This window comes from Adhaeretor mobilis (assembly GCF_007741515.1).
GTDB lineage: Bacteria > Planctomycetota > Planctomycetia > Pirellulales > Lacipirellulaceae > Adhaeretor > Adhaeretor mobilis.
On sequence record NZ_CP036263.1, the window covers coordinates 613,852 to 634,908 of the forward strand.

The following is a 21,057-nucleotide window of genomic DNA, read 5'->3' on the forward strand; positions in this document are numbered from 1 at the left end:
CAAAACGAAAAACGCCGGACTGCATTTCAGCAGCCCGGCGATTGAAGTCAGTTCTTCCAGTGAACCGGACATTGCCCGGAACACCGTTAGTGTCACTCTAAGACTGGCGACGACGTACCAAGAGTCCTAGTGCCCCCATGCCTAGCAAGGCAAGGCTGGTTGGCTCTGGGATCTCGCTAACGATGAGGTTGTCAAAGACTACGAAGTGCGGTCCTACGGACGAGAACATATCTCCGTATCCCAGGCTGACTTGGCCGTCGATGTCGGCGCTGTCCGTAACAATGATTGTTGTACCGTCGAGCAGATACGAAACCTTGGATGAGGTCGCATTGATCGTCAGTGTGGTCCAGCGGTTACCAGGCGAACCAGGGAAGTCTCCGCCAGGAAAAATCTCCTGATAAGTGTCGCCGGGTGCGTTAGTCGTATTCAAGTCATTGCGATAACTGGCATCGCCATCGGCAACGGGCGTGCCTTCAACAAAGTGCCGGTAGTCGGAACCGCTTCCCCCGTCACCAGTCATCGACAGGAAATGCCCATCGCCGGCAATGGGAGTGAAGATGGAGTTGAAGTCCAAAGCGTCTGAGCCGATGCCTGCGCTGGAGAACTCGGTGGTCCCACCAGCGGATTCAACGCCCATGTAGATATCAACTTGCAGCGAATAGCTTCCGCTGAGCACCGTGTTGTGAAAGGCTGTGATGTGATCGGCAGGTCCGGCATCGTTAGACGTTTCGTTGACGGCCATGCGCAACCCGCCGGTGTCGCCCGCTAGGGAATTTGGGGCCAGTGGAATACCCGCAGCAATGTAATCGAATGCGAAATCAATCGTGCTGTCTGGGGTACCGTCGCCGCTAGTGGCGTTCGACTCGTCGAGGACTGTGTAAGAAGCTGACGAATCCACTTCAAATGCGTCTGAGATGAGCTGTGCTGAAGCGGTGGTGCCGCTCAGCGCGACTGCCGCAAGGCAGGCCTCTGTTAGTAGAATGTTGCCCTTCATTTGACTTTTCCTTCCACTTTGCCAGAAGAGTCGGCTCGGACCCAAGGGAAAATGCGTTTCAGTATCATGATATTGCGAATAAAGGGACGAAACTCAACCACGGTTGCAGCAGAAAGTGTTAAATTTACCTATCAAGACAAGGAGAAATCGACGTGTGGGAGATGCAAGAGGTACGAGGTTTTGTGCCTAGGGATCGATTTCGCCCAAGAGTGGACAACACAGAAGCTGACAAAAGATCGCAATCAGAAATCGGCAGTGGCGAAGCGCCTAGGTAAAAAAGCGGACGCTCGTGAATTACGAGCGCCCGCTGTAGTTCAAAGTCTCAACTGTCGGTTACGCAGTTACACGTTCCGGCGGCGGCGGGCTACGAGGCCCAGGCCTGCTAGGCCCAAGAGCAATACCGAGCTGGGCTCGGGGATGCTGTTGACTTCGACGTTGTCGAAAATCCCGAACTGCATATCCGGGGCCGACGAAATCGACGAAAAGAAGTCGGTGTACGTCAGGCTGATATTGCCGTCAGAGGTGAAGGGGGCGTCGCCGGGGGCATTGATGCTAGTCAGGTGCAATCGGTCGCCACCGGGCTTTTCGATGGTGACACGCGCTTTACCGTTAGCAGACTTGATTTCGAACGTAATCCACTGGAATCCCGGCGAACCAGCAATACCGCCTTCGGGGCCCACGTACGTTTGGGCTTGACCGGCAGGTGGCAACATCGAGGGAAGGAAGTCGCTGTAGTAGGGGTCGAAGCCGTTACGGGTGCCGGCGACCATATCGCTAGTGCTAAGGAAGGCGCCATCGGCGAAGGCACGCCAGTCGCTGCCCGAACCACCGTCGCCCGTCGCGAGAACCTGGGCACCGGAGCCAACGCTGGTACCCGTGTTGTCATAGCCAAGACCGCCGCCCATGAACTCAGTCGTGCCGGCTTGCCCGTTGTTGTAGTAATTTTCGAGGTCGAAATTCATCCACGCGTCGAAGCGAAGTTCGTAGTTCCCCGTAAAGTTTTGGCCAATTGGGTAAACGGTAAACTCGTCGGCACCTGCTACCGCGAGGTTGGCTTCGGCCTTGAGGCCCGTGGTAGGAGCATCGCCCACGCGTGTGTTGGGTGCTTCGGGAATGGCGACGCCTGCGGCACCGTAGTCGAAGCCGAACGTTGCAGCGACGTCGGCACTGCTGGAGTTAATTCCCCAACTTACTCCAGATTCGAGATTGTCTCGATAGAGTTCGGTCGCGTAGGTGCTCGACGCAGCGAGCAGCATGCTTGCGGCAACGCAGCAGCTAACAATGTTCTTGACAGTCACTAGTCATCTCCCAAAAAAAAGTTCGCAGCAACGGGATTTCCCATTTAGAATTCCCTGGAACCACTCTGGCTCCTATGTCGCCCATTGTAACAGCCCAAACACCCACTTGAGTGAAGTGCGGTAAACCACACTCACTTTACTCGATCGCTATCCAGGAAAGACTACCGATGCAACTCCACGAAGTCCGAGTTTACCCGTCTGCTGAGCCGCTACCTCGCGAAGAGCAACTTGCTTGGAAGCTGGCCGCATTGGCGACCGATCCGGTGGCCGTTGAGCCTGAGGTTGCGGAGATGGTGGCCAATCGGGTAATCGACAATGCATCGGTTGCCATCGCGGCAGTGAATCGCCCTCCCGTCGCTCATGCACGGGCACAAGCACTGGCTCATCCTCGCAGCGCAGATCAAAACGGTGCTTGTCTGTTCGGTATCGAAAACTCGCGCCGCTTCGATGCGGAGTGGGCTGCCTGGGCCAACGGCACGGCGGTGCGTGAGTTGGACATGCACGACACGTTCCTTGCGGCAGACTATTCCCACCCGGGTGATAACATCCCACCCCTGCTCGCTGTTGCCCAGCAGTGTGGCGCGACGGGCGAGGCGCTGGTTCGCGGGCTCGTCGCAGCCTACGAGATTCAGGTTGCGCTCGTGAAAGCGATTTGCCTGCACAAGCACAAAAAGGATCACATCGCGCATCTCTGTCCAGCCCAAGCCGCTGGCATTGGGGCCATGTTGGGGTTGCCGACCGAGACGGTTTATCAGGCTGTGCAGCAGGCGGTGCATGTTTCATTTTCAACGCGCCAATCGCGCAAGGGTGAAATCTCTAGCTGGAAAGCGTATGCCCCTGCCCACTCGGGCAAGCTGGCCATTGAAGCGGTTGATCGTGCCATGCGTGGCGAGGCAAGCCCCTCGCCCGTTTACGAAGGGGAAGACAGCGTACTCGCTTACATGCTCGATGGCGCGGAGGCCAATTATTCCGTGCCACTCCCAGAGTCGGGCGAACCGCGGCGGGCGATTCTTGAGACGTACACCAAAGAACACTCCGCCGAGTACCAGGCCCAGGCGATCATCGATCTGGCGTTCCGCATGCGGGAGAAAGTTTCCGACTGGAGTGCTGTCGAGAAAATTACTCTCCACACCAGCCACCACACGCACTACGTCATCGGCACAGGTTCGGGAGACCCGCAGAAATTTGATCCGCATGCTTCACGCGAAACGCTTGACCACAGCATTATGTATATTCTTGCGGTCGCGTTGCAGGATGGTGCTTGGCATCACGTCGAGAGCTACCTGCCAGAGCGTGCCGGTCGGCCCGATACGGTCGAGCTGTGGAAGAAAATCGAGACGGTCGAAGACCCCAGTTGGACCGAGCGCTACCACACAAGCGACCCAAAAGAAAAGGCGTTTGGCGGGCGGGTGGAGATTCAGCTAGCCGGCGGAGAAATCCTCACCGACGAAATGGCCGTTGCCAATGCCCACTGCTATGGAGAAAAGCCCTTCGCCCGCAGGGAGTACGTCCACAAATTTGGTACACTAACAGATGGCCTGATAAATCAGGACGAGCGAAACCGTTTCGTCGGCCTCTGCGAGCGGTTGACTGAGCTTACTGCCAAGGAAGTCACGCAGCTCAACGTGCAGCTTGATCCCAATTCGATGACCCATACTCAGCGCGATACCGAAGGGATTTTTTGATGCCAGCGACTAACCTAACATCTGAAGTACTGTCACCCAGCGACAAGCGTAAGGCATTTCGCGACGCTTTGCGCAGCGACAAGTTGCTGCGTTTCCCAGGTGCCTTCTCGCCGTTGGTGTCGATGCTCATCGAAGAAATTGGTTTTGAAGGCGTGTACGTTTCCGGTGCGGCGCTGTCGGCTGATCTTGGATTGCCGGACATTGGGCTCACGACGCTCACCGAAGTCGCCCAGCGTTCCGAAGCGATTGCCCGTGTATCGAAGCTGCCTGTGATTGTGGACATCGATACGGGATTTGGCGAGCCGGCGAACGTAGCCCGCACGATTCAAGCCATGGAAGCGGCTGGCATGTGCGGCTGCCACCTTGAGGACCAACAATTCCCCAAACGATGCGGCCACCTCGACAATAAGCAATTGGTACCGTACGAGGAAATGGTCCGCAAACTCAAAGCGGCTGCCGATGCTAAACGCGACGAGAACTTCCTGCTCATCGCCCGCACCGATGCCCGCGGCGTGGACGGACTGGACGCTGCCATCGAGCGTGCCCAGCGGTATGTGGATGCCGGCGCAGAAATGGTTTTCCCAGAGGCACTTGCGGACGAGGCAGAGTTCGCGGCGTTTCGTAAAGCGATCGACGTGCCACTACTGGCGAACATGACTGAATTCGGCAAGTCGCCGTTGCTATCGACCGAGCAGTTGACGAATCTTGGTTTCAACGTGGCTATTTATCCTGTCACCGCATTGCGACTAGCCATGCAGGCAGTGGAGGCGGGCTTTCACACACTTGCCATCGAGGGCACTCAACAGGCAGCAGTTGCCAATATGCAAACCCGCCAACGCTTGTACGAATTATTGGACTACGAGTCGTACGCCAAGATCGATCAAGACCTGTTTAACTTTAAGTTGTGAAGGTTTGCTACTTTAGATTTGTTATTTGGGGAAATCCAAGAACTAGCGTACTCGTTGAATCGTTCGCACATCACGCGAACGAGCAAGTAGCGTCGACTATAGGAGCGTGATACCGAGGTCGCAACCAACCGAGCTTGCCGCCAGTTTGATTTTGACCTCGGTTGCATTCTCTTGGCGGGCGATGCTGTCCGCTCGGTCGATGAAACTGGGTGTCATCGTTTCCTAGGATAGGCCACGGCTCGCTTAGGCTCGCAAGTGGCCAACCCTAGGCTATGGTGCGTAACCCCTTCGGGGTACTTTTCGAATAAACCAAACTTCCATTTCAATTCCCGTATAACCTAAACGTAAACCTCCTCGACGAAAGAAAATGCATGGCCACTCCAGACCGTTTCGTAGCAAAGAAGGGCCTCGAAGGCGTCGTGTTCGACACCACGGCTGTGTCGAACGTGCTACCGGCAGAGAAGTCGTTGTACTATCGCGGTTATCCGGTCCACGAATTGGCAGAACAGTGCGAGTTTGAAGAGGTTGCGTACCTCCTGCTCTTCGGTGAACTACCTAATGCTGCACAACTGGATGCATTCCAAGACCAAGAGCGAAGTTCGCGCGAGTTGAGTTCAGACTTGTTGGAAGTCATCGAGCGATTTCCGGTCAAAGGGCATCCGATGGACGCAGTGCGGACTGGGGTGAGTTTTCTTGGCATGGAGGACGAATTCTCCGGTGCCGACGATCCCGAGTCGGCAGTGCGCAAGGGCATTGCCTTGCTCGCCAAGATTCCCACAATGATTGCCGCCACGCAGCGATTGCGTCGTGGGCAAGAAGTGATTCCTCCGCGCGAAGATCTCTCAATCGCTGCAAACTTTTTCAATATGTGCCAAGGCGATGTGCCTGAGGCAGAGGTGGTCAAAGCCTTCGACGGGGCGATGACGCTCTACGCGGAGCACGGCTTTAACGCATCGACTTTCTCAGCACGCGTGATTGTCTCCACATTGAGTGATCTATGTGGCGCAGTTAGCGGTGCCATTGCCGCACTCAAGGGCTCGTTGCATGGCGGTGCGAACGAAGCGGTCATGCACTTGCTAGAAGAAATTGGCACGCCCGAAAAGGCATTACCTTGGTTGGAAGAAGCACTCGCCTCGAAGCGAAAGATCATGGGCTTCGGCCATCGCGTGTATCGCAGCGGCGATTCGCGCGTGCCCACGATGAGTAAGTATCGCGACTCACTGGCTAAGTTGCGAGACGGGCAGAAGTGGCTAGAGATTTCCAATGTGTTAGAAACCGAAATGATCTCTCGCAAGAACATCTACCCGAATCTCGACTTCCCCGCCGGCCCGGCGTATTACTTGATGGGTTTCGAGATCGATCTATTCACACCCATTTTTGTCATGGCGAGAGTCGTCGGCTGGACGGCACACGTCGCTGAACAGCTCTCAGATAACCGCCTCGTCAGGCCGCTGGCAGAGTATGTTGGACCAGGGCCGCGCGAGGTGGTTGGGATAGGCGAGCGCTCGTGAGTGTTGCCAACGCAGTGTATTTAGTCACGGATGACACAGATAACACTGATGAAAGAAGCTGAGCATTCCGTGAACACCCGTGCTATCCGTGGCTAGTGTTCTGGCGCTGAAGCGCTCACGCCGACACGAGCTCTACAAAGCGATCTCGAAACGGTTCCCACCTAGCGGTTTGAGTTGGCTCAATGGTTTCTAGATCAAAGGAGCGGGCAACCGTTTGGCGAACTTCACTCAAGTTGCCCACTTCGCCGCAGCCCATTGCTTGCACCATGAGGTTGCCTACGGCTGTCGCTTCGACGGGGCCGGTGACAACCGGCTTGCTTACGACTTCTGCAGCCATGCGGTTGAGCAGGGTGTTCTGGATGCCACCGCCAACGATGTGCAGCACGTCGAGCGATTCACCGAGCACGCCCTCAAGCTGACCGATCGTTCTACCGTAGCACAGGGCCAAGCTCTCCAAGCAGCAACGGGCGTACTGGCCAGTCGTCTCCGGTACTTCTTGTTTGGTTTCCAGGGCAAACTGCCGAATCTTCGCACGCATGTCGCCCGGCGCGGCGAACTCCGCACGGTCTGGATTGATGATCGTGCGGCCTGGCTCAGCCGCTTCGGCCTCTTTCACGAGATGGGCAAAGCTAGCTTGCTGGCCTTCCTTTTCAAGATCGCGTTTCAGTTCTTGGATGAGCCACAAGCCGGCGATATTTTTCAGCAAGCGAATTGTGCGTTGGGCCCCACGCTCGTTCGTGAAAGGGGCTTCTCTGGCGGCCGTGCTATACACCGGCGTGTCGCGTTCTACGCCCAGTAACGACCACGTTCCGCTGGAAAGATAGCCCCAACTGGCGTCGCCCACTGCTGGTACTGCGGCTATTGCCGAACCCGTGTCGTGCGATGCGGGCAACACGACCTGTACGTTGGCGGCAGTGCCAGTTTCTTTGGCGATCTCTGCTCGCAGTGTTCCCAACTTTGTGCCCGGTTCGATCAGCGGTGCAAATAATTCGCTCGGCAAACCGAGTTGCTCGATCAGGCTAGTGTCCCACTCACCACTTTCGACTGCCAGCAGGCTACTGGTCGAAGCGATCGTGCGCTCGCATGATAGTTCTCCCGAGAGCCAGTAGTGGAACAGATCTGGCAAGAACACCAAACGACTAGCCGCGTCAAACAGGCGTGGCTCTGCTGCGTGGCGCGCTGCTAACTGAAAGATTGTATTCAGTGGCATCAATTGAATGCCGGTGCGCTCGTAAAGCGGCTCGAATCCGCCGAGTTCTTCGAGCACACGCTCGCAGGCCGCATCATTGGCTGGGTCGCGATAGCAGTGTGGAAGAGCGAGCAGTTCGCCACTCGCGCCCAGCAGCGTCCAATCTACGCCCCAAGTATCGACGCCCACACTTTGCAACTCAGCATCGTTTTCCTTGCACCAAGCTGCGCCTGCGCGCAGGCCCGTGAGAATGTGTTGCCAGATGCCAGTGAGATTCCAAACGGGCCCCGTGGGTGTAGGGCACGGAGAGTGCTCAAAGCGGTGGACTTCTTCAAGTTGCAACTTCAGCGGGCTACCAGCCAATACGCCAACAATTGCGCGGCCGGAACTAGCGCCGAGATCAATGGCGAGATGTGCGGGTGACGACATGGGAACAGCCTAGCAAAGACGAGAATACTAAAGTTGGCAAACTTTATCGCAAGAACGCTTCGTGCAAGCCGCCATCCACGTTAATGATTTGCCCCGTAGTTTTACTAGAGGCATCGGAGAGCAGGAACCAAGCCGCCTCGGCTTGATCTTCTGTCCTAATGGGGCGTTTGGTAAGCGTGCGTTGTGCGTAAAATTCGGCGAGCTTGTCTTGCAACGCGTCGTCCGATTCCGATTCTTCAAAGGGAATATCGTACTTCGTGAGCGAAGAGATCACCCGATCACGCGGGAACATGGTCGAGCCTGCGATGACCGTTGCCGGGGCGATCGCGTTGACACGCATGAGCGGTGCCATCTCGATAGCCAGTTCTCTTACCAAGTGGTTGGCTGCGGCTTTGGAAGTATCGTAGGCCACGGAGCCTTTTTTCGCGACTGCTGCGTTCACACTTGTCGTGAGTACGATGGAACCTTCGAGGTCCTGCTCTTCAAACAAGCTGCGAGCTTCGTCCACAAGGTTGTAACTGCCGCGTACGTTCACATCGAAGGTGAGCTTCCAGGCATCGTCGGAAAGCTTGCCGTCGCGACTTGGCGGCAGGAACACGCCAGCGGTTACCACCAAATGATCGAGGCCACCATAAGCGAGCAACGTTTGTTGGAGTGCTTCGCGAATGGATTCGCGGTCCGTGATATTCACGCTCAAACCAATCGCCGGGCCACAACCAGAGATGCCGGTGCCTGATACGCCAATGCCTTGCCCGTACTTCTCAGTCAGTTCGTTGGCGGTCGCTTCGGCCATTTCGGCGTTTAGATCAGCACAAACGATATGGGCTCCTTCGCTCGCCAGTCGGTGAGCAATCTGCTTGCCAATGCCTGAGCCGGCACCCACGACAAGCACAATCTTGCTGGCCAGTTCCTTGGCAGGAGGCATGCGTTTGAGCTTGGCTTCTTCGAGCAGCCAATATTCGATATCGAAGGCTTCCTGTTGCGGCAGCGAGATGTACTCGTCCATTGCCTCAGCACCACGCATCACTTCGACCGCACAGTTATAGAACTCCGCCGTCACGCGCGATTCGCTCTTGTTCTTCCCCCACGCGATCATGCCGATTCCAGGGATCAACACGACGGTCGGATTCGGATCACGCATGGCCGGCGAGTTGTCGTGTTTGCAAGCTTCGTAGTAGGCCGCGTAATCTTTGCGGTACTGCTCCAACCCGGCTGCCAGCTTGGCCTTCAGATCTGCAGTGGATTCCGTTTGCGGATTCCAATCGACGTACAACGGTTTGATCTTCGTGCGCAAGAAGTGATCTGGGCAACTGGTGCCGAGCTCGGCAAGCCGCTGTGCATCGTGCGAATTAACAAATCGCAGGATCGTGGTGTCGCTTTGTAGCGTGCCTACGAAGCGTTTTTGTTGGCTTACTTGACCACGCAGCCAAGGTAAGATCTCTACGAGCGTCGCATCACGTTTTTCATCGCTCAGAGTATCATACTTCTGGCCGCCGAACGTATCCGCACCCTTGTCTTTGCTCTCGATAAAATCAGCTGCTTGATCGATCAGCTTGAGCGTCAACTCGTAACATTCTTTATCATCCTCCGCCCAGTTGATCAGGCCGTGCTGACCCATGACTAGCCCGTCGAGCGTTGGGTCTGCTTCATGAGCTTGTTGCATCATCAGGCCCAGCTCGAACCCGGGACGCAACCAGGGGACCCAGCCGATCTTGTCGCCGAAGATTTCTTGAGTGAGTTCCTTGCTGCGACGACTGGCGGCAATCGAAATTACCGAGTTCGGGTGCATGTGGTCGATGTGCTTTTGTGGCAGGAAGCCGTGCAGCGGCGTGTCGATCGAGCTGGCCCGCGGGTTGAGGTTGAACGTGCAGTGTGGGAACTGGCCGACCATGGAGTCTTCCACGGGTGTCTTCGGGCCGCGATCAGCCTGCCCGTTGTAGTACTCGCGAAGGCCCAGCAGTTTGTCCATATAGAGCGACGCGAAGTTCTCGGACTTACTCGTGCGCAGGTCGCCACCAGAACCCTTCACCCATAAGACTTCCACTTCCTCACCTGTAAGCGGGTCGGTCTCCGTGAGCTTCGACGAAGTGTTGCCGCCGCCTGTATTCGTGATCCGCAAGTCGGAGCCCAGGCAGTTGGAACGGTAGACCAGACGATCGACGCCTGTGAGCTTGCTGGCGACCGAGTCGTCCCAGAGATTGTTGACACGTTGGTCTTTTGCGAGAGAAGTTGACATGGTCGACGCCCTAAAAGTGTTGTTTTGTGAGTGTTTCACCCGATTGAATCATTGATAACCAACATAATCGGTCATATAATGACGGATGTCAAGCAGGAAAACCCTAGTTCCATGGTTTATTGTGAGAGTTTACGTGGGAAAGCAGGTAAAAAACAACACGATCCCACTTGCTCGCGAGCGGAGGCTGGAGATTCTGGCCCAGCTCAACGAGCAGGGTTCAGTGCGTGTCACCAGTCTAGCAGAGAATTACCAGGTCGCGGAGGAAACGATCCGCCGCGATCTCGACAAGCTCCACGGCGAAGGTCGGCTGGCCAGGACGCATGGCGGGGCGCTGAGCGTGCGCAACGATCGCTTCGACCTTCCCGTGTCTGTTCGCAAGAACAGACGCATCGAGGAGAAGCAAGCAATCGCCAAGTGCGCTCTGCAATACATCCAACCCAACGAAGTGATCGCACTGGACGCATCGACCTCCGCCTTGGAGTTGGCTTGCCTGCTGCCCGACATGCCGTTGACGGTCATCACCAACAGCATCGACGCCGCCCGATTGTTGCTTGATAGGCCAAAGCTTCAGGTGATCTCCACCGGCGGCCAGCTCAATCCTCAATCGGCTTGCTTTCTTGGATCTTTGGCAGAAGCTACGCTGCGGCAGTTTTCCATCGAGAAGGCATTTATCTCCTGCAAGGGAATCGACATGGCCCGCGGCTACAGTGAAGCCTCCACGGAACACGCCTCACTCAAACGGCTACTCATGAAGCTTGCCGACCAGACCATCTTGCTTGCCGATCACTCCAAGTTTGGCGTGCGCTCGATGGTATATTCGGGCGAGCTACAGGATGTTGCTCATGTCGTAACGGACGAACACACCGACGGTGAATACCTTGAGGCTCTTGCCGATGCAGGAGTTAAGGCGGAAGTTGCTGCGAACGGATCATCCGCGTAGCCCACGCCTCTGGCGTGGGATGGTTTGGAATTGCTTGCCAGGTCGTTTCTCTAGCGGAAAACCAACGAAGGGACCATCCCACGGCAGAGCCGTGGGCTACGGGTTACAATACCTGCCATGGATGAAGAGTCGCCCCATGCTGAATTGCCCGAGAACGTAATCCGCTTTAGCATGCGCACGCTGCTGATTGCGCTGACGGTGTTGGCTATCGGCATGGCGATAGCGACACCTTTATTCCGTTTCCTCACTCCGGGGCAGCAACTAAGCACTGCGATTCTCATTGGCTTTACAACATTGTCGACAATTGCCAATCTATTTGTCAGGTCCATGACCTATAAGAACGCCCGGAAAAAGTATCCCAACGCGATCTTTCTGTTGAAACAATCCTTCGGGATACAGCACATACTCTTTCACATATTTTTTCTGTTCTTCCTGTCTGGTTATTGGCAGATCTTCTTGTCCAACAAACCTCCCGAGGACCACTATCTGCGCATGGCGTTTTGGGGAACTTTTATTGGTTACAGTTTATCATCCTATCTGACAGGCTCGACACATTTGGTGTCGCTCCAAGAGGACGGGGTAAGGTTCTACAAACAAACGTTTACTCAAATTCCTAAGCAAACAGTCCCTTGGGCGTACATTCGTGATGTTGAACGTGAACCGTACAGACATGGTTTCCGGCTCAAGCGTCTCGATGGAGACATACGTGTGAAAATTCCCGAGTACCAGCGCGAAAAAGTGCTCGCTTTCATCAAAGAAAAAACGGGCCACGAGTTACAACCATCTCCGTAGCCCACGCCTCTGGCGTGGGATGGTTGGCGATTGCTTGCCAGGTCGTTTCTCTAGCGGAAAACCAACGAAGGGACCATCCCACGGCAGAGCCGCGGGCTACGGGTTACAATACCTGCCATGGCCGAAGAGTTACCCCATGCTGAATTGCCCGAGAACGTAATCCGCTTCAGCATGCGCACGCTGCTGATTGCGATGACAGTATTGGCAGTTTGGCTGGCTATCGCCTCGCCCTTCTTGAGGGAGTTGCCCGCGCCGACCTGGGAGGGGCTTGCCATACTTTCTGTGAGTACTGTTTTTTTCACGGCACTACATTATTTAGTGACACGCTATCGGGAAAATAGATTTCGAGACAAGCATAGCAACGACTATCTATTGCAGGCGACCAACCAACAATCAGTATGGCAATGGACCGTCTATCTAGTGTTTATGCCACTGCTATCTATTTTTGTACTCAAAGCCGCTGCAGGGCATCCAGCACACGGACCTTCTGCATACGTTGGAATGATTGTGGGAACCATTGGCGGAGCATGGCTAGCCGAGCGACTAAAACACTACGCCATGAATGATGAAGGCATTCATTATGTCTGGGGGATGAGATCCTGGGGTGATATTCGTGGACTTTATCAAGCCAAGCAGCGAAATGTTATTTGTTTAAAGACACGCTTTAGTGAGTTTTATTTCCAACTACCTGAAGAGCAACGAGAAGAAGTCCTCGCATTCATCAAAGAAAAAACTGGCCACGAGCTACAACCATCCCCGTAGCCCACGCCTCTGGCGTGGGATGGTTTGGAATTGCTTGCCAGGTCATTTCTCTAGCGGAAAACCAACGAAGGGACCATCCCACGGCAGAGCCGCGGGCTACGATTCGTTACCCCTACGAGCCCGAGGCTTCTGCGTCAGAGCCATTCTGAGATTCCTCGCGAGCTGGTCGCTTCGGCTCGGCATCGGTACCGGGCACAACCATCGGGCCGACGGAGTTTTCTTCCATGATGCGACGGAACTCGTCGCCGTCGATGGTTTCCTCTTTGAGCAGAATCTTGGTGATTGCTTCCAAGGTAGGGCGGCGTTTTTCCAAAATGTGGCGCACCTTCTCCAGGCCCTCTTCCATGTATTTGTTGACTTGCTCGTCGATCTCGCGGGCGGTTTGCTCGCTATGACCTTGGGCACCGCCGAATTCGCCGCCGAGGAATTGGTTGCGGTTGTTCTCGCGGAATTTCACACGGCCCAGTGGGCTCATGCCGAAGTCCATGACCATGCTGCGGGCGATGCTAGTGGCCCGTTCCAGATCGCTGGTGGCTCCGTTGCCGATGTCGCCCTCATAAATGATCTCCTCAGCTACCGTTCCGCCTAGGCAGACTTGGATCTGACTCTTGAGCTGATCGCGTGTCATCATAAAACGATCGAACTCAGGCCGTTGCATCATGTATCCCAACGCGCCCATTCCGCGGGGCAGAATGGACACTTTGTGAACTGGGTCGGTGTTCGGTAGCACGTAGGCGACGAGTGCGTGGCCCGCTTCGTGGTAAGCAAGGCGGAGCTTTTCGTCGTCCTGCATGATGCGACTTTTCTTCTCCAAGCCGACGGCCGAACGCTCGACTGCTTCGTTGAGCTCTACCATGCCGACCGCTTTCTTGCCGTTGCGAGCCGCCAGTAGGGCTGCCTCGTTCACAAGGTTTGCTAGGTCCGCACCGACAAAGCCACTGGTGATCGCGGCAATGCGTTTCACGTCGACTTTCTCATCGACTTTGATGTTTTGCAAATGCACGTTAAGAATATCTTCGCGGCCACCGACGTCGGGTCGATCGACCAGCACATGACGATCGAAACGACCGGGGCGCAACAGCGCTGGGTCGAGTGTTTCGGGGCGGTTGGTAGCACCCATGACAATGACGCCGCTGTTGGTGCCGAAGCCGTCCATCTCCACGAGCAATGCGTTGAGTGTTTGTTCTCGCTCGTCATGCCCCCCCATTTGTCCACTGCCGCGAGTTTTTCCCAGCGCGTCGAGTTCGTCGATGAAGATGATGCACGGAGCGCGTTGCTCTGCCTGGCCGAACATGTCTCGCACGCGAGCCGCTCCCACGCCGACGAACATCTCGACGAAGTCACTACCTGAAAGGCTATAGAACGGCACTTCCGCTTCGCCGGCAACCGCCCTGGCAAGTAGTGTTTTACCGGTGCCCGGAGGGCCCACCAGTAGCACGCCTCTTGGAATGCGTCCGCCGAGGCGATGGTAACGCTCAGGGTTTTTCAGGAAGTCGACCACTTCGCGCAACTCATCGACCGCTTCTTCGATGCCAGCCACATCGTCGAACGAGGCATCGATGTCGTCCTGAGCGATCAGTTTGCCGCGGCTACGCCCGAATGCCATGGGCGAACCGGCACCGCCCATGCGGCGAAGCATGATGATCATTAAAAGTACAAACATGCCGGTAAGCATGAGCACAGGCAGTAGCCCCAACCACTGGCTTGGGGTTTGTTCGTAGTCCCAATCCGTGATGTTGTTTTCGGCCAACAGATTCACAAAGCGTTGTTCCGAGGGAAGTCGGTCCACGCGGAACTTGACGCGACCTTCCGTTTCTTTGAATGCAGTACTAGCCTGGTCATTCGTTGTTCCTTGATTTCCTTGGCCCGGATCGCCTTGACTGCCTTCTGTCGATTTGCCAGGTAAATCGCGATAGAACTTCTTGACGGTGCCAGTCACACCCGTCGACCCCACGACGAGGTCCTTGGGATCGCTCAGCTTAAGCTGCACGGGCTCCTTCGCCTTGGGTCGGTCTACAGTGATGTAGCGTGGGTCGTCGTCGTTTTCTGGGTTGCTCGCGACGAGCAGTTGTTCCAACTCGCTCATGCTAATTTCGAGCGCATTATTGCCGCTGAATACCGTGCCGAGCAGTAGCAGGATGATGAACATGCCCAGCACGTACCACACGAGATTGCCACCCTGAGACGCGGGCTTTTTCTCGGCAGATTGTTTCTTGTCTTCTTTGGAATTGTCCATAGTCTGCTCAGTTCTAAATTTCTATCAAATATCAATTATTTAGTTGCGGGGGCCTTGGCCCGCGCTTGCCTAACACACAAGCCTAGTGCGGGCCAAGGCCCGCAGCTCACATTTTGTATTCTTGCGATATCTCTAGAGTAGACCAGCGGTGGGGTCTCTCAACAAACTACTTTGTCTCCAGGTCCACCAGGGCTCACGGCGGTTGCCGGTGTTGCGGGCGAGACCTAGAATGCCGGTTGTAGGGTCGCGAGTCTACCATCGACTGGGCCTTCCTGTGCTTATTTTAGCGACAATGGGCCACTGGTGTAGCGGCCAAGCCGGCGGACTGCTATCAGTATCTAGCTTAAGTACGCAACTTGCATCGCTATTGTGCGGTTCGAGACCCAATGGTTCTATACGTTCCGCTGTGTTTTGCACCTAAAAAGTAGTTCCTGAGAACAGCTGCCGCCACTTTGCATTCCGATCCCCTCGATCCTCTTACCCCACCTGAACTGTCACTGTGGCCGCAGCCAAGCAAATCGCCGTGTTCGGCTCGACAGGTAGCATCGGGGTCAATGCCCTAGATGTGATCGCCAGCAGTGGCTCGGCCAATGGTACTAGCGGCAACAGTCCAGGTGGCAGCGGCCAGCAGTTGGCCGCTATCGCGCTCTCGGCCCACAGCCAGTGCGATTTGCTACTCAAGCAGGCTCAGCAACACCGTCCCCGCTGGGTCATTGTGACCGATCCAGCAGCTGCCAAGCAGTTCGATTGGCAATATCTGCCCGTCGATTGCGAACTGCTCATCGGCCCGGAGGCTCTCAACCAGATTGCCGCGGAACGGGACGTCGATGTGGTACTTGCCGCAATCGTCGGAAGTGCGGGCTTGGAAAGCACTTGGTCTGCCCTAGCCAATGGGAAAACGGTTGCCCTGGCGAACAAGGAGACGCTCGTCATGGCGGGCGAGCTCATAATGCAGCTCGCTGAGAAAAACGGCGGCAAGATTGTGCCGGTCGATAGCGAACACAGCGCGCTGTTCCAGGCGTTGCACGCAGGAAAGCCTTCAGAAGTCGAGAAACTTATCATCACCGGCAGCGGCGGACCGTTCCGCCACACCACGCCCATGGAACTTCAGCAGGTGACGGTGGCTGAAGCATTGAATCATCCCACCTGGAACATGGGCCCGAAAAACACGGTTGATTCTGCCACCTTGATGAACAAAGCCTTAGAGATTATCGAAGCCCGCTGGCTGTTTGACGTTCCCGCGGAGAAAATCTCCGTAGCCATTCATCCCCAGTCGGTGGTTCACTCGATGGTGGAATTCATCGACGGCTCAATACTCGCGCAGCTGAGCCCGCCCGACATGCGAATGCCCATCCAATATGCCCTGAACTACCCCGACCGTGTGCCCGGCGTGGCCAAACGCTTGGATTGGACGCAAGCCTTTCAATTAGAATTCGAACCCCCTAACCCCGAACGGTTCCCCGCGTTGCAACTGGGCGCCGACTGTGCAGCCAAGGGCGGCACGTGCGGGGCGGTCCTCAGTGCGGCCAACGAAGCTGCTGTTGGGGGCTTCTTAGAGGGTGAGCTACACTTTACAGAAATCGTCCCTGCTTGCCGAAGCATCCTAGGGGCCCATAATTTTGAACCAAATCCCTCGCTTGAAACATTGGTCGAGCTCGACCGCTGGTCTCGCGAGGAAGTTAGCCGTTGGGTATGTGCATGATTGATTTTTTGTTTTCAGATGTCGCGATGAACACCTTCATGCTTGCCGCCATTGATGGTAGTACGTGGGGAGGCTGGTTGCTGGCCGCGTTATATGTGGCGCTCGGGCTAGGTTTTGTGATTTTCGTACACGAGCTGGGTCACTTTGCTGTCGCCAAAATGTGCGGCGTGAAGTGCGAAAAGTTCATGGTCGGCTTCGACATCGGCGGCTACAAGATCGCCAAGCAGTGGGGCGAAACGCTCTACGGCATTGGCATCTTACCGATGGGCGGTTACGTGAAAATGCTCGGCCAAGACGACAATCCGGCCAACATTGCCGAGCAAGTCCGTGAGTCCCAAGCCTCAGCTGAAACCGAACACGTCGCCACGACCACGATCACAGGGCCCGATGGAGAGAAGTACGAGGTCGACAGCCGCAGCTACTTGGCGAAGAGCGTGCCGCAACGCATGGCCATTATCTCGGCTGGCGTGATCATGAATATCATCTTCGCGTTCATCTTCGCCGTGATTGCTTTCGGGGTGGGTGTGCCTTACGCACCAAGCATCGTCTCGCGCACTTCGCCCGGCTCGCCCGCTTGGGAAGCAGGTATCCGTCCGGGTGATGAAATCGTTCGCGTTGGCGACATCGTTAACCCGTCGTTCTCCGAACTTAGCCAGGCGGTCACGCTCGGCGATATGGAGAACGGCCTGAAGTTCGAGGTGCGCCGCGATGGAGAGACCAAGCCGATGAATCTCGCGCCCCGAAAGATTGATGGCAAACTAGCCAAGATCGGCGTGGGTCCACCCATCTCGCTCAAGATTTTCGACCGCCAAGGCATACCAGCTGCGTTCGAAGGAACTCCCGGTGCGGTTGCTCAGCCAGCATTTGAAGGGGGCGACCGAGTAGTGGGCGTCGACGGCACTGCTGTGGACACTTACGCCCAGTTCACTTCGATTCTTGCCCAACGCCCTGAGAAGACACTTACGGTAACGGTTATCCGTGGCGAGAAACCACCTAAGGGCGATCCTGAAGGCGAGCCCACTGGCGGCGAAGAAGTAAATATTGAAGTCGGCCCGAATCCCATGCGCGAGCTAGGCCTGATCATGGAAATGGGACGCATTGTTGCCGTGCAAAAAGATTCGCCTGCAGACCGCGACGGGATTTCCCCCGGCGATTTTCTCGCCGATGTGACCGACGCTTCGGGCAACCCCCTGCCCGGGCTTAGCGATGCCAGCACTGGCGATGCCGTGAACGACGAGTGGGGCCCTCTCACTTTGCCCGAAACACTCCGCCAGCTAGCCGCCACTGGTAGTGGCGAAGTCATGCTAAAAATTCGTCACGACTCAGCAGAGGGCGAAGGACGTCAACCAAGCCAAACGGTTATTGTGCCGTTGCGCCCTGTACAGTGGTCCGAAGAGTCGCTCAGCAAAAACGATCCGGTTGCCGTTCCGGCGCTCGGTATCGCTTATCGCGTACTCAACCGCGTTGCGGCCGTAGCGCCGAACAGCCCAGCGGCTGCCGCTGGCCTCAAACCGGGCGATACGGTGACTGCCGCTCAGTTTGTGTTTCCTCCTCAAACGGTTGACGGCAAGACGGTGGAAGTCGACGACTCGGAGCCAACGGAATTCAACGACCAGGACGAACACAACTGGCCCGCTTTCTTGAGCACTTTGCAAAGACAGCCCGAGGGCACCAAGGTAAAGCTCACGCTCAAACGCGAAGGCAAGGAAGTCACGGAGACGCTTGATCCGGCCATCTCTACCACGCGGTTCAATCCTGAACGCGGTTTGAACTTTGCCACTGTGCAGCGCGTTCGCAAGTCAGAGACCTTTGGTGAACAGGTCAGCCGCGGCTGGGACGAAACGGTCGGAGCGCTGGGAATGGTGTACCGCTTCCTGCACAAACTGATCGACGGCCAAGTCCCCGCTACCGCGCTCGGTGGCCCAGTAACGATTGCCAAGGCGGCCGGCTATTCCGCGATGGATGGCGTCGGCAAACTGCTGGTGTTCCTCACGATGCTCAGCGCAAACCTTGCCGTGATCAATTTCTTGCCGATTCCACTGCTAGACGGCGGCCACATGGTGTTCCTCGGCTACGAAGGAATCCGCGGCCGCCCGGCAAGCGAGAAGTTCGTCGTTGCCCTCCACACCGTTGGCTTCGTGGCGATTATCTCGTTGATGGTATTCGTGCTGTCACTCGACTTCGGATTGATTCCTCGGAATCTATAGCAGCTGAGCGATTGTAGCGCACGAGACCAAGAATAGCTGCGGGCCGACGGCCCGCCGGTGCCCAAGGGTCACTTCACAAACGCAGAAACCCCACTTCTTCACCCGCCGCCACTTCATAATCCCCAGGCGCAAACACCGCGAACCCCTGCGCCCGTGTGAGTGTCGCCAAGTCGGCCGACCCGCGCCAGTCCAACGGCGTGATCCTCGGCAATCCTTCTTCGACTAGTTCGATGCGCGAAGGAAAGTACGTCTGCCGCTTCCCGCGATGTGCGAACGCCTTCTCAAGAATCCCCCTCCGCAGTGTTGGCCGAGCAAAGGGTTCTCCAGCGAGTGCTTTCAATAAAGGCAATACGAACAAGTGAAACGTTGCCAGTGCGCTCACTGGGTTGCCCGGCAATCCGAACACGTATCGATGTCGGCCTGGGTTCGATTCATCCGGCTCTGCCACGCCAAACCAGACGGGCTTGCCGGGCTTAATGCGCACTTTGTGGAATCCTTCGCGAACACCCAGCCCCTTGAGCAAACCCGGTGCGAAATCGTGCACCCCAGCCGATACGCCGCCGGTCACAAGCAGCACGTCGGATTCGAGCCCGGCGGTAAATTTTGCTCGTAGGTCCGTTAGAACATCACGCCCGATATCGAATGCGCTCCCACCAAAGCCGGCTCTTGCGAGCGACGCCAGTAACATGGGGCCATTACTGTTGTAGATCTGCCCTGCCCCGAGCGGCTCGCCCGGTTCGACAAGCTCGTCCCCGGTTGGGAGTACCGTCACGCTTGGCTTTGGAATTGCAAATGCCGAGGTGCGCCCCAGCTCAGCCAATAACGCGATGTCCAACGGGCCAATGCGATTACCCTCGGCGAGAACTTCCTCGCCCTTGGCAAAAGACGCCCCGCGCTGCATCACTCCGCCACCATTAGCGGGTAACGTATTGGGGAGCAAGACGACTCCGCCAATCTCATCGCGATCAACTTGGCAGTCTTCCAACTTCACTACCGCATTGGCCCCAGCAGGTAGCGGTGCGCCAGTCATGACGCGGGTTGTTTCATCGGAAGCAACGCTCTTCGACGGCACTTCTCCCGCGGTAATTTGCTCAACGACGCGCCGCTCGGGATCGGTGCTCCGAGCATCAATCGCGTAACCATCGAATAGCGACTTATCAAACGGTGGCGAGTTCACCTCGCTCACCACGGGCGCAGCCAACCGCAAGTCAAGCAAATCGCCAAGCGGCACATCGCGCGCCACCGAGGGCGTGACTTCACAGGCGAGCAGTTCGTAGGCTTGGTCGACGGAGATCATTGGAAGCTACCTCGTTCCCACGCTCCCGCGTGGGAACGCAAGTTCTCGCCGCTCCTGCGGCTGATAGGGCTGTTGAACATTTCGCGTCTTAGAAGGATCAGCGCCGCGGAACGGCTAGCTAGCCCGTTCCCACGCAGGAACGTGGGAACGAGAATGCCAAATCCTCAAATCCCGACAGCCTCAATCGCCAAGAAGTTCTTCAACAAGTCACTCCCCTGGTGCGTAAGAAAACTCTCCGGATGAAACTGCAACCCAAAAACGGGGAGCGTCTTATGGGCGATGGCCATGATTTCTTTTTCTCCAGTATCAGAATTCTCGCTCCACGCGATCACCTCAAAATCATCGCTTAGCGTGCTCGGCTCAATCACCAGTGAGTGATAACGAGTCGCCTGCAGTGGATTCTCCAACCCTGCGAACAGCCCTTCGCCCGTGTGGTGAATCATGTCGGTCTTACCGTGCATGAGCCGGTCCGCCCGTACGATCTTCCCACCGAAGGCCTGGCCGATAGACTGATGTCCCAGGCAAACTCCCAGCAGTGGCAACTTTCCAGCGAGTTGCGTCACGCACTCAACTGAAATGCCCGCCTCGTTGGGTGTGCAAGGCCCTGGGGAAATGATGAGCCGGTCGGGATTCCGGGCGAGAATTTGCTCGATCGTGATCTCGTCATTACGGTCCACGCGAATGTCGAGCGAAGCGTCGATCTCTCCCAACCGCTGCACAAGGTTGTAGGTGAACGAATCGTAGTTGTCGATAATCTGAATCATGCTAGGTTGTCACTTGCGATTACAATGAGAATTGGCACTACAGTCTATCAGCTTACTGCCACTAACACACCAACCTATGAACCGCCAAGGACGCTAAGAGCGCCAAG

15 protein-coding genes are annotated in these 21,057 nt (G+C 56.3%); 8 read left to right on the forward strand and 7 right to left on the reverse strand.

The window, feature by feature from the left end; all coding sequences use genetic code 11:
• Positions 1–97: 97 nt before the first annotated feature.
• Both HG15A2_RS02350 and HG15A2_RS02355 read right to left on the reverse strand, forming a co-directional pair.
• Positions 98–994: a PEP-CTERM sorting domain-containing protein gene (locus HG15A2_RS02350; protein ID WP_145057453.1), complete on the reverse strand. Its 897-nt coding sequence runs from the start codon at positions 992–994 to the stop codon at positions 98–100.
• A 341-nt stretch (positions 995–1,335) separates the two neighbouring features.
• Positions 1,336–2,292, reverse strand: a complete 957-nt coding sequence (locus HG15A2_RS02355; RefSeq protein WP_145057455.1) for a PEP-CTERM sorting domain-containing protein — start codon at positions 2,290–2,292, stop codon at positions 1,336–1,338.
• A 167-nt stretch (positions 2,293–2,459) separates the two neighbouring features.
• On the opposite strand from HG15A2_RS02355, the gene HG15A2_RS02360 reads away from it, so the two are divergent.
• The 3 genes from HG15A2_RS02360 to HG15A2_RS02370 all read left to right on the forward strand — a co-directional run bounded on the left by HG15A2_RS02360 (position 2,460) and on the right by HG15A2_RS02370 (position 6,396).
• The gene (locus HG15A2_RS02360) at positions 2,460–3,977 is read left to right on the forward strand and encodes an MmgE/PrpD family protein (protein ID WP_145057457.1); all 1,518 of its coding nucleotides are present in this window, start codon (positions 2,460–2,462) and stop codon (positions 3,975–3,977) included.
• Positions 3,977–4,885: a methylisocitrate lyase gene (gene prpB / locus HG15A2_RS02365; protein ID WP_145057459.1), complete on the forward strand. Its 909-nt coding sequence runs from the start codon at positions 3,977–3,979 to the stop codon at positions 4,883–4,885. The genes HG15A2_RS02360 and prpB overlap by 1 nt, the downstream gene beginning before the upstream one ends.
• Positions 4,886–5,256: 371 nt before the next feature.
• Positions 5,257–6,396 carry a bifunctional 2-methylcitrate synthase/citrate synthase gene (locus HG15A2_RS02370; RefSeq protein WP_145057461.1) on the forward strand — a complete coding sequence of 380 codons (1,140 nt, stop codon included), beginning with the start codon at positions 5,257–5,259 and terminating at the stop codon, positions 6,394–6,396.
• Between the two features lie 115 nt (positions 6,397–6,511).
• Here the strand turns inward: HG15A2_RS02370 and HG15A2_RS02375 are convergent, their stop codons facing one another.
• Both HG15A2_RS02375 and HG15A2_RS02380 read right to left on the reverse strand, forming a co-directional pair.
• Positions 6,512–8,014, reverse strand: coding sequence for a rhamnulokinase (locus HG15A2_RS02375; protein WP_145057463.1), 1,503 nt, complete (start codon positions 8,012–8,014; stop codon positions 6,512–6,514).
• Between the two features lie 43 nt (positions 8,015–8,057).
• Positions 8,058–10,250, reverse strand: coding sequence for a bifunctional rhamnulose-1-phosphate aldolase/short-chain dehydrogenase (locus HG15A2_RS02380; protein WP_145057466.1), 2,193 nt, complete (start codon positions 10,248–10,250; stop codon positions 8,058–8,060).
• A gap of 121 nt (positions 10,251–10,371) precedes the next feature.
• Between HG15A2_RS02380 and HG15A2_RS02385 the strand changes: the two genes are divergently transcribed.
• The 3 genes from HG15A2_RS02385 to HG15A2_RS02395 all read left to right on the forward strand — a co-directional run bounded on the left by HG15A2_RS02385 (position 10,372) and on the right by HG15A2_RS02395 (position 12,744).
• A complete protein-coding gene (locus tag HG15A2_RS02385; RefSeq protein WP_218932279.1) occupies positions 10,372–11,190 on the forward strand; it encodes a DeoR/GlpR family DNA-binding transcription regulator in 819 nt (272 codons plus the stop codon).
• A 117-nt stretch (positions 11,191–11,307) separates the two neighbouring features.
• A complete protein-coding gene (locus tag HG15A2_RS02390) occupies positions 11,308–11,982 on the forward strand; it encodes a pilus assembly FimT family protein (protein WP_145057470.1) in 675 nt (224 codons plus the stop codon).
• A 117-nt stretch (positions 11,983–12,099) separates the two neighbouring features.
• Positions 12,100–12,744 carry a hypothetical protein gene (locus HG15A2_RS02395; protein ID WP_145057472.1) on the forward strand — a complete coding sequence of 215 codons (645 nt, stop codon included), beginning with the start codon at positions 12,100–12,102 and terminating at the stop codon, positions 12,742–12,744.
• 112 nt (positions 12,745–12,856) lie between these two features.
• Here the strand turns inward: HG15A2_RS02395 and ftsH are convergent, their stop codons facing one another.
• A complete protein-coding gene (ftsH, locus tag HG15A2_RS02400) occupies positions 12,857–14,980 on the reverse strand; it encodes an ATP-dependent zinc metalloprotease FtsH (RefSeq protein WP_315851214.1) in 2,124 nt (707 codons plus the stop codon).
• 499 nt (positions 14,981–15,479) lie between these two features.
• On the opposite strand from ftsH, the gene dxr reads away from it, so the two are divergent.
• A complete protein-coding gene (dxr, locus tag HG15A2_RS02405; RefSeq protein ID WP_145057474.1) occupies positions 15,480–16,682 on the forward strand; it encodes a 1-deoxy-D-xylulose-5-phosphate reductoisomerase in 1,203 nt (400 codons plus the stop codon).
• Entirely contained in the window at positions 16,679–18,889 is a 2,211-nt protein-coding gene (locus HG15A2_RS02410) for a site-2 protease family protein (RefSeq protein ID WP_218932280.1), read from the forward strand. The genes dxr and HG15A2_RS02410 overlap by 4 nt, the downstream gene beginning before the upstream one ends.
• Before the next feature lie 73 nt (positions 18,890–18,962).
• On the opposite strand, the gene HG15A2_RS02415 is transcribed toward HG15A2_RS02410, so the two are convergent.
• Both HG15A2_RS02415 and HG15A2_RS02420 read right to left on the reverse strand, forming a co-directional pair.
• Positions 18,963–20,186, reverse strand: coding sequence for a molybdopterin molybdotransferase MoeA (locus HG15A2_RS02415; RefSeq protein ID WP_145057478.1), 1,224 nt, complete (start codon positions 20,184–20,186; stop codon positions 18,963–18,965).
• A gap of 164 nt (positions 20,187–20,350) precedes the next feature.
• Entirely contained in the window at positions 20,351–20,950 is a 600-nt protein-coding gene (locus tag HG15A2_RS02420; RefSeq protein WP_145057480.1) for an anthranilate synthase component II, read from the reverse strand.
• Positions 20,951–21,057 lie beyond the last annotated feature (107 nt).

What these genes read in the sequence shown, in the direction of transcription:
- HG15A2_RS02350 (WP_145057453.1), bottom strand. Translation starts at nt 994, where the DNA reads ATGAAGGGCAACATTCTACTAACAGAGGCCTGCCTTGCGGCAGTCGCG.
- HG15A2_RS02360 (WP_145057457.1), top strand. Translation starts at nt 2,460, where the DNA reads ATGCAACTCCACGAAGTCCGAGTTTACCCGTCTGCTGAGCCGCTACCT.
- prpB (WP_145057459.1), top strand. Translation starts at nt 3,977, where the DNA reads ATGCCAGCGACTAACCTAACATCTGAAGTACTGTCACCCAGCGACAAG.
- HG15A2_RS02370 (WP_145057461.1), top strand. Translation starts at nt 5,257, where the DNA reads ATGGCCACTCCAGACCGTTTCGTAGCAAAGAAGGGCCTCGAAGGCGTC.
- HG15A2_RS02375 (WP_145057463.1), bottom strand. Translation starts at nt 8,014, where the DNA reads ATGTCGTCACCCGCACATCTCGCCATTGATCTCGGCGCTAGTTCCGGC.
- HG15A2_RS02380 (WP_145057466.1), bottom strand. Translation starts at nt 10,250, where the DNA reads ATGTCAACTTCTCTCGCAAAAGACCAACGTGTCAACAATCTCTGGGAC.
- HG15A2_RS02390 (WP_145057470.1), top strand. Translation starts at nt 11,308, where the DNA reads ATGGATGAAGAGTCGCCCCATGCTGAATTGCCCGAGAACGTAATCCGC.
- HG15A2_RS02395 (WP_145057472.1), top strand. Translation starts at nt 12,100, where the DNA reads ATGGCCGAAGAGTTACCCCATGCTGAATTGCCCGAGAACGTAATCCGC.
- ftsH (WP_315851214.1), bottom strand. Translation starts at nt 14,980, where the DNA reads ATGGACAATTCCAAAGAAGACAAGAAACAATCTGCCGAGAAAAAGCCC.
- HG15A2_RS02410 (WP_218932280.1), top strand. Translation starts at nt 16,679, where the DNA reads ATGATTGATTTTTTGTTTTCAGATGTCGCGATGAACACCTTCATGCTT.
- HG15A2_RS02415 (WP_145057478.1), bottom strand. Translation starts at nt 20,186, where the DNA reads ATGATCTCCGTCGACCAAGCCTACGAACTGCTCGCCTGTGAAGTCACG.
- HG15A2_RS02420 (WP_145057480.1), bottom strand. Translation starts at nt 20,950, where the DNA reads ATGATTCAGATTATCGACAACTACGATTCGTTCACCTACAACCTTGTG.